Here is an 8867-nt window from a genome sequence, read left to right on the forward strand (position 1 = left end):
GTATGTAAACCTCTACATCGGTAACAGCACGGAAGTGCCGGTGAACGACCAGACGCTGCGTCTGCGCATTAGCGGCAACTACCCATGGCAGGATCAGGTAAAGATCGCTATTGATTCGCCGGATCCGGTAAACCACACCCTGGCGCTGCGTCTTCCGGACTGGTGCAGCGCGCCGCAGGTAGCGCTGAACGGTCGTGACGTCGCCGGAACGGTGAAAAAAGGCTATTTGCATATCACCCGTACCTGGGTTGAAGGCGATACGCTCACCCTGACGATGCCAATGCCGGTACGCCGCGTTTACGGCAACCCGCTGGTGCGCCACGTCGCCGGGAAAGTCGCCGTTCAGCGCGGGCCGCTGGTCTACTGCCTGGAGCAGGCCGATAACGGCGAGGAACTGCATAATCTATGGTTGCCGGATAACGCAACGTTTACCGAGCTGGAAGGCAAAGGCATTTTCGCCCACAAGGTGCTGTTACAAGCGCAGGGCGTGAAATACGCCACGCGTCATCCAGAACAACAGTCATTGTGGCATTACGATACGGCGCCCGCCGAGCGTCAGACGCAGACGCTGACCTTTATTCCGTGGTTTAGCTGGGCCAACCGTGGCGAGGGGGAAATGCGTATCTGGGTTAACGAAGAGAAACAGGCTGGATGATTGTGCGGTCTGTTGCCTGATGGCGCTGTGCTTATCAGGCCTACGGACCTCTCCCGGCGGCCCTGCGCTTGGCCGGGCTACAATGATGCCAGGCACAAAAAAAGCAGAACGCGAACGTTCTGCTTTTTTTAATACTGAGCCAGAATTACATCGCAGCGCGGAAAATCGCCATGATCTCTTCGTGGGTCGCCTGGATAGGGTTGGTGAAGCCGCACGCATCTTTCAGCGCGTTGGTTGCCAGCACCGGGATATCCTCTTCTTTCACGTTCAGGTCACGCAGACCGGCTGGAATATTCACCTGACGCGCCAGTTTACGAATTGCGTCAACGCATGCCGCTGCGCCCTGCTCGTCGTTCATTGCGCTCACATCGATATTCATCGCCTTCGCGCAATCACGCAGACGTGCCGCAGCCACTTTGCTGTTGAACACCTGAACGTGCGGCAGCAGTACCGCGTTACATACGCCGTGCGGCAGGTCGTAGAACCCCCCCAACTGGTGCGCCATCGCGTGAACGTAGCCCAGGGAAGCGTTATTAAACGCCATGCCCGCCAGGAACTGCGCATAGGCCATCGCTTCACGCGCTTCGCTGTTGCTACCGTTTTCGACGGCAGTCGGCAGGTTTTCAACAATCATGGTGATCGCTTTCAGCGCGCAGGCATCGGTAATCGGCGTTGCGGCGATAGAAACGTAGGCTTCAATCGCGTGAGTCAGCGCATCCATACCGGTGGCGGCGGTCAGCCCTTTCGGCATACCTTCCATCAGGGAAGAGTCGTTCACGGACAGCACTGGCGTCACGTGTTTGTCGACAATCGCCATTTTGATATGACGCGTTACATCAGTGATGATGCAGAAACGGGTCATTTCAGACGCCGTACCCGCGGTGGTGTTAATCGCGATCATCGGCAGCTGCGGTTTCGCAGAGCGGTCAACGCCTTCGTAGTCACGAATATCGCCACCGTTCGAGGCCACCAGCGCGATCCCTTTCGCACAGTCGTGCGGAGAACCGCCGCCCAGAGAGATGACGCAATCGCAATCATTGGCGCGCAGCATTTCCAGCCCCTCTTCAACGTTGACCGTTGTTGGGTTCGGATGGGTGCCATCGAACACCACGCTCAGGATGTCGAATTCCTGCAGACGTTTCTGGATATTGCCCGCCACGCCCAGCTTGTTCAGCACTGCATCGGTGACAATCAGCGCACGACGATAGCCGTACTCTTTCATTGTGTTCATTGCGTCATTTAACGCGCCATTACCGATGACATTCACAGATGGAATGAAAAAAGTCGATGCAGCCATGATAGTTCCTTTATTTAATAAGCAGGCTGTTGAGGCTATAGCAATATTCGTCGAGAAAACCCGATCAAGTTGGCATTTTCGTCTATGAAAAAATAAAAAGCACGCCATGTTATTGTTTATGGCATGCTTTTAGATTTTATATATCTATGTATTATGTTTTATATATTTTCGCACTGTTTTGTTAATTTTTATTATCCGGGAACAGTAGCGCATCGCGTAATAAATGGTCATTCCCACGACGGCGGGTAAAACCAATACGGTTAAAATATTCGAGAATTTGAATCGCCAGCTTACGACCCACATTAAGCTTGTCGCGGAAGTCCGCCGCGCAGGTTGAGCCTTTTTCCTGATCGAGTTCGCGGATCATACTCGCAAAGGTCACTATCCGGTCGTTGCGGTAATAGCGGTCTTTGACAATCGCGGTAATCATCCCCTGCTGCGCCGCCAGACGTAATACGCTACGCATAGTGTTCTCATCGGTGCCGGTTTGCGTTGCCAGGTCACGCACCCACCAGGGTTCGTCGCCAAACAGCGGCGCGGCTTTCTGCCACACCGCCTGCTGCTCGTCGGTAAATCCGGCTTTATGATCCGGCAGATGCAGCCAGCCGTGATGGCTAGCAATCACGCCGCTTTCACGCATCTGCTCGATAAGCGTCAGCACCAGCGCTTCGTCTTCCATCGGCAGAGCGATGCGGCGTAAACGCTCGCGCCCTGGGCCCGGCTCGTCTTTATGCTGCTCATGATAGGTCGCCAGCGCGTCCATCAGTTTACGCTGCCAGCGGGCCGCCAGCGGCGCATCCAGCAGGCTGTCGCCCGCGAGAATAAAGCCCGGCTGGGCAATCAGTTTCTCAAGACCCTGGGTACTCAACTGACGCGCCCAGGCAAAATCACGCAGATTCACCGCATCGCGGGTCAAATGGACTGCCAGCGCCTGCGCATCTTCTTTGGCCAGCGCCAGCGCGGCAACCCACGCCAGATACTCGGGCTTGCGCTTACCACGGCGCGGCGAGTTGAGCGTCACCACGCGCGCCCCAGCCAGCGTCACTTTTGCCGAGATATCGCGCAGTACCAGCCGGTCGTTATCCGCCAGCCACAGCGGCGCATCGAGCACCAGTTCGGCCAGATTATCTTCCAGCAGCGACACGCGACCAGTGATATGGCTGGCCGCATGGTGAATGTGCAGCGGCTGCCACTGGGTCAGCGGCACGTGGCTTTGCAACTCGACAATCACCCGCTCGGACGGCGCAGGCGGTGCCTCACTCAGCAGCCAGTCTCCGCGGTTAAGATCTTCTTTTTGCGCCGCACCGGCGATATTCAGCGCGATACGCTGGCCGCCGTGGGCCTGCTCCACCGGCTGGTTCTGCGCATGCAGACCGCGAACGCGCATCGGCGTGTCCATGCCGGTCAGCCATAAAGTGTCGCCCACACGCACATCGCCCGACAGCGCCGTACCGGTCACTACCAGCCCTGCGCCCTTAACGGTAAACGCGCGGTCAATCGCCAGACGAAAACGCTGATTCTCCGGATGTTCGCGAGCACTCAGCTGGCGCAAATGGTCACGCAGCTCGTCAATGCCGCGGTTTTCCGTGGCAGCGGTTTCAAACAGCGTCGCCTGCTCAAAACCGTATTCACGCAGTACATCGGCAACTTCACGGCGAACGTCGTCGATAAGGGCAGTATCTACGCGATCCACCTTGGTTAGCGCCACGGTCAGCGTCGGGTTACCCGTCAGCTGGAGAATCGCCAGATGTTCACGGGTTTGCGCCATCACGCCGTCATCACATGCCACCACCAGCAGAGCGTGGTCAATGCCGCCAACGCCAGCCAGCATATTGGAGAGGAATTTTTCATGCCCGGGCACGTCGATAAAGCCCAGTACGCGGCCATCCGGCTGCGGCCAGTAGGCGTAGCCGAGGTCAATCGTCATACCGCGGGATTTCTCTTCCGGCAGGCGGTCGGCGTTAATGCCGGTGATCGCCTGCAGCAGGGTGGTTTTGCCGTGGTCAACGTGACCGGCGGTGGCAATAATCATTTCAGCAACATCTCCAGGAAACGGGGTTCATCTTCAAGGCAGCGCAAATCAAGCCAAAGACGCCCATCATAAATTCGGCCAATCACCGGGACGGGCAGGCTACGCCAGGCGGTAGAGAGCGCTTCAAGTCGGCTCCCTTTACCATCCAGCGGGGTCAGCGCAATCGCCGCGCTCGGCAGGCTTTCGGACGGCAGGGAACCGCTGCCAATCTGCGACGCACACGGCATCACCTGCACCGCAAACTCATCGCCATAGCGCTGACTCAGCGGTTCACGCAGGCGCAGCGCCTGCTGGTGAATCTCTTCTTCCGTGCGGCTTAACAGGCGCAGGGTCGGAAGTTCAGCCGCCAGCTTTTCCGGGTGTAAATACAAGCGTAAGGTGGCTTCCAGCGCGGCCAATGTCATTTTATCGGCACGCAGCGCGCGCTTGAGCGGATGCTGCTGTAGCTGGCCTATCAACGCTTTTTTGCCGACGATAATGCCGGCTTGCGGGCCGCCAAGCAGTTTGTCACCGGAAAAACTAACCAGACTCACGCCTGCGGCAATCATCTCCTGCGGCATCGGTTCTTTCGGCAGACCGTAACGGCTGAGATCGATAAGCGAACCGCTGCCAAGATCCGCCACCACCGGCACGCCAAGCTCGCGGCCAATCTCCGCCAGCTCCGCTTCTTCTACCGATTTGGTAAAGCCTTCAATGCTGTAGTTGCTGGTATGCACCTTCATCAGCAACGCGGTGTTATCGTTGAAGGCCTGACGGTAATCTTTCGCATGAGTACGGTTAGTGGTGCCAACTTCATGCAGCACGCAGCCAGCCTGACGCATCACGTCGGGAATGCGAAACGCACCGCCAATCTCCACCAGTTCACCGCGTGAAACGACCACTTCTTTACCGCTTGCCGTTGCTGCCAGCATCAGCAGTACCGCCGCGGCGTTGTTATTCACAATACAGGCATCTTCCGCGCCGGTTATCCGGCACAGCAGGTCGGCTAGCGCACGGTCGCGGTGGCCTCGTCCTGCGCCGTCTAAATCATATTCCAGCGTCACCGGGTCGCGCATCGCCTGGGTGACGGCATCAATCGCCGCCTGCGCCTGCTGCGCGCGCCCAAGGTTAGTATGCAACACGGTGCCCGTCAGGTTGATTACCGGGCGTAATGCGCTTTGCGCATCGCGGCTCAGACGGCGCAGCGTCTCCTGCGACCAATCCGCGCTCCAGGCGGGGAGCGTCTGCTGCTCACGAATGCAAAGGCGCGCCTCATCCTGCATCTGGCGAAGCTGTTCCACCACTTGCGAGTGGCCGTGGGCATCAAGTAAACGGGCAAAAGCGGGATCGCGGAGCAGGCGATCGGTCGCGGGAAGCTGGCTGTAGAGCGAACGGGTATCGGTAGTCATGAGTCGGCCTGACGGTTAAATGTTACCCCTCCCGACGGGAGAGGGAGTCATAAGGGAGGGATTGTACAATGTACAGCGGCTCCGCGTTATAGCGTTCAATCAAGCCTTTGGCGGTTCGGTGCGTGCAAAACTCTCACGCAGGAAGAGCGTTTCCGCCAATTTCACAAGGTGAGGTCTCTCCACGCACCAGCCCGGCGCAATGCGGCGGAAGTTCAGATAGCCAATCGCGCAGGCAATAGCGATGGTCGCGAGGTTCAGGGTGTCGGTCTTCAGCGTACCATCGGCCAGATAGCCTTCCAGCGCATCCAGGCTGCGGCTTATCTTCTCACGCTGGCGCAGCACTTCGGCTTCCGATTGTTGTGCTGCCGGACGCGCCTGTTCACGTACAGAGGCAAGGCCAGCATCCATAATGCCGTCAGCCAGCGATTCCATCTGGCGCACTTTCAGTGCGGCAAGCGGTTCACGCGGCACCATCTCCGGCGCCACGCCCAACAGCTCGATGTACTCGGCGATAATCGGCGAATCAAACCAGCACTCGCCGTCGTCCGTCACCAGCGCGGGCACCTTACCTAGCGGGTTGTACTGTGCAACGCCGTTTTCGGCGTTGTAGGGCTGTTCGTTAACAAACTCAAAGGCGATCCCCTTTTCCAGTAAGAGGACCGATATTTTGCGTACAAATGGGCTGGTGTAGCTGCCGACCAGTTTCATCATCATCTCCTTTGCGCCAACAAAGTAATCAGTATGGCTCAGCTCGCTGCTTTCGCCTTCTGGTTTTTACCTGCCTGGTTCTCCAGATAGAGATAATGTATCCAACGGTCATGTGCAGCATGCATGGACGACATGCTTGAAGTTAACGCTAGCCCGCCGCGATGGCGACGCTATTTTTTCTCTGTATCGACAGGACGATACAGGTTGCGATAGTAGGCCAGACGCTCAAGGAACATCTCGGCTTTGTCCTCCGGTATGTCATTAGGCACCTGATTATTCGCCGGTTTCTTATGCAGATACTCGACAAATGCCTGGCTGGAGGCCATGAAATCGACGGCCTTATCGATAATCCGCGGAATGTTTTCACCCATTTTATTGCTCATCGCATGTCCTCCTCATCGATTAACCTTATTCTAAGGATGGATAAAAAGACGCCAGGCGGTTGAGGAAAATGTGCGGATTTTTATCGCTTATTTTCAAAAAAGCGATCGTGTTAACTCATTTTTGATATTACCTTTAAATTCATATCGTTAGATAAGTAACATACTTATTATCACGCGAAGAAACTTCTCCATTTTGTATAATTAACTACCAGAAATGAGCGACAACGCGCATACTAGGGGTTGTTACGTCTATTTTGTTATCAGATACCAGCAACATGAAAGAAATCGAAAAGAACGAAATTAAACGCCTGAGCGACATGCTTGATGCTATCCGCCACCAGCAGGCCGCGCTGTCTCTGGTAGAAGGTGCCGAGAAGTACGCCGAGCTTGAGGTTGAAAAAACCAAACTTGAAACGGAAATCGCGCGTCTGCGTGAAGTCCGCACCCAGAAACTCAGCAAAGAAGCGCAGCAGCTGACTAAACTGCCGTTCAGCCGCGCTATTACCAAAAAAGAACAGGCCGACATGGGCAAGCTGAAGAAAAGCGTCCGTGGTCTGGTTGTCGTGCACCCAATGAGCGCGCTTGGCCGCGAAATGGGTCTGCAGGAGATGACAGGGTTCGCCAAGAGCGAGTTCTGATTCCCCTCCCCTTAACCTTCTCCCGCCCGGGGGAAGGTTTTGTTTTCCTCTGAGATCCCCCAAACCAATTGGCCCAACCAATTTCACAACCAAATCTCTATTGGTTCACACTTCCATAATCTTTAATCACAAAGCGATTGCTAGAACATAACAATTGGTTAACCATTCATTGGCATTATCCCTACATCACCATATTGGCAGGGCCAATTTTACACAAACCGTGACGCAGAGCTGAGCATAGACTCACCGCAACCGGCGCGTGTGGCCCCCTGGAGACCGGCATGAGCCTCTGGCAACAAAACTACGATCCGGCTGGGAATATCTGGTTATCCAGCCTGATAGCATCGCTTCCGATTCTGTTCTTCTTCTTCGCGCTGATTAAGCTAAAGCTGAAAGGCTATGTCGCGGCAAGCTGGACGGTGTTTATCGCGCTGGCCGTGGCGCTGCTGTTCTACAAGATGCCGGTCGACCGCGCCCTGGCCTCGGTTGTTTACGGCTTCTTCTACGGCCTGTGGCCAATTGCCTGGATAATTATCGCCGCCGTTTTCGTCTACAAAATCTCGGTGAAGACCGGGCAGTTCGACATTATTCGTTCGTCGATCCTGTCGATTACGCCAGACCAGCGTCTGCAAATGCTGATTGTTGGCTTCTCCTTCGGCGCATTCCTCGAAGGGGCGGCGGGTTTTGGCGCACCGGTGGCGATTACCGCCGCGCTGCTGGTTGGCCTTGGCTTTAACCCGCTGTATGCCGCGGGCCTGTGCCTTATCGTCAACACCGCGCCGGTGGCGTTCGGTGCGATGGGCATTCCGATTCTGGTTGCCGGTCAGGTGACCGGGCTGGATAGTTTCCACATCGGTCAGATGGTTGGCCGTCAGCTGCCGTTCCTGACGATTATCGTACTGTTCTGGATCATGGCGATTATGGATGGTTGGCGCGGCGTCAAAGAGACCTGGCCGGCGGTGATGGTGGCGGGTGGCTCGTTTGCTATCGCCCAGTACCTCAGCTCTAACTTCCTCGGGCCGGAACTGCCGGACATTATCTCTTCGCTGGTGTCACTGGTGTGCCTGACGCTGTTCCTCAAGCGCTGGCAGCCGGTGCGTATTTTCCGCTTTGGCGATATGGGCGCTTCGCAGGTCGATATGGATCTGTCGCGTACCCGCTACACCGCAGGACAAGTGGTTCGCGCCTGGTCACCGTTCCTGTTCCTGACCGCGACCGTCACGCTGTGGAGCATTCCGCCGTTTAAAGCGTTATTCGCCCCAGGCGGCGCGATGTACGATCTGGTTATCAACATCTCGGTACCGTTCCTCGACAAGATGGTTGCACGCATGCCGCCGGTTGTTAGCCAGGCGACCGCCTATGCGGCGGTGTATAAGTTCGACTGGCTTTCCGCCACCGGCACCGCGATTCTGTTTGCCGCCCTGCTCTCTATCGTCTGGCTGCGTATGAAGCCGAAAGAGGCTATCAACACCTTTGGCTCCACGCTGAAAGAGCTGGCGTTACCGATTTACTCCATCGGCATGGTGCTGGCGTTCGCCTTTATTTCGAACTACTCCGGCCTGTCGTCGACGCTGGCACTGGCGCTGGCGCATACCGGTCACGCCTTTACCTTCTTCTCACCGTTCCTCGGTTGGCTCGGCGTGTTCCTGACCGGTTCAGACACCTCCTCCAACGCATTGTTCGCCGCGCTTCAGGCTACCGCCGCGCAGCAAATTGGCGTGTCGGACGTGCTGCTGGTTGCGGCCAACACCACCGGCGGCGTGACT

The 8867-nt window shown here is 56.5% G+C and carries 7 protein-coding genes and 1 pseudogene; 3 read left to right on the top strand and 5 right to left on the bottom strand.

What is annotated here, in order from left to right:
* Positions 1 to 655 (top strand): annotated as a pseudogene (locus GKAS_RS21320) (glycoside hydrolase family 127 protein); the annotation flags it as partial.
* Positions 656 to 800: 145 nt separating this feature from the next.
* Here GKAS_RS21320 and yiaY read toward each other — a convergent pair.
* The 5 genes from yiaY to GKAS_RS21345 form a co-directional block, all read right to left on the bottom strand.
* On the bottom strand, positions 801 to 1952 hold the full coding sequence (gene yiaY, locus GKAS_RS21325; protein WP_035897266.1) for an L-threonine dehydrogenase: 1152 nt from the start codon (positions 1950 to 1952) through the stop codon (positions 801 to 803).
* Positions 1953 to 2133: 181 nt separating this feature from the next.
* A complete protein-coding gene (gene selB / locus GKAS_RS21330; RefSeq protein ID WP_035897267.1) occupies positions 2134 to 3984 on the bottom strand; it encodes a selenocysteine-specific translation elongation factor in 1851 nt (616 codons plus the stop codon).
* The gene (gene selA / locus GKAS_RS21335) at positions 3981 to 5372 is read right to left on the bottom strand and encodes an L-seryl-tRNA(Sec) selenium transferase (protein ID WP_035897269.1); all 1392 of its coding nucleotides are present in this window, start codon (positions 5370 to 5372) and stop codon (positions 3981 to 3983) included. The genes selB and selA overlap by 4 nt, the downstream gene beginning before the upstream one ends.
* A 99-nt stretch (positions 5373 to 5471) precedes the next feature.
* Positions 5472 to 6080, bottom strand: a complete 609-nt coding sequence (locus GKAS_RS21340; protein ID WP_035897270.1) for a glutathione S-transferase — start codon at positions 6078 to 6080, stop codon at positions 5472 to 5474.
* Between the two features lie 170 nt (positions 6081 to 6250).
* Positions 6251 to 6463, bottom strand: coding sequence for a hypothetical protein (locus GKAS_RS21345; RefSeq protein ID WP_035897272.1), 213 nt, complete (start codon positions 6461 to 6463; stop codon positions 6251 to 6253).
* Between the two features lie 275 nt (positions 6464 to 6738).
* Between GKAS_RS21345 and GKAS_RS21350 the strand changes: the two genes are divergently transcribed.
* Both GKAS_RS21350 and lldP read left to right on the top strand, forming a co-directional pair.
* Positions 6739 to 7101: a YibL family ribosome-associated protein gene (locus GKAS_RS21350; protein ID WP_035897274.1), complete on the top strand. Its 363-nt coding sequence runs from the start codon at positions 6739 to 6741 to the stop codon at positions 7099 to 7101.
* Between the two features lie 281 nt (positions 7102 to 7382).
* A partial coding sequence (gene lldP / locus GKAS_RS21355; protein ID WP_035897275.1) for an L-lactate permease occupies positions 7383 to 8867 on the top strand: 1485 nt, incomplete at its 3' end.

Origin of the sequence: Kluyvera ascorbata ATCC 33433 (assembly GCF_000735365.1) — a bacterium.
Classification (GTDB): domain Bacteria; phylum Pseudomonadota; class Gammaproteobacteria; order Enterobacterales; family Enterobacteriaceae; genus Kluyvera; species Kluyvera ascorbata.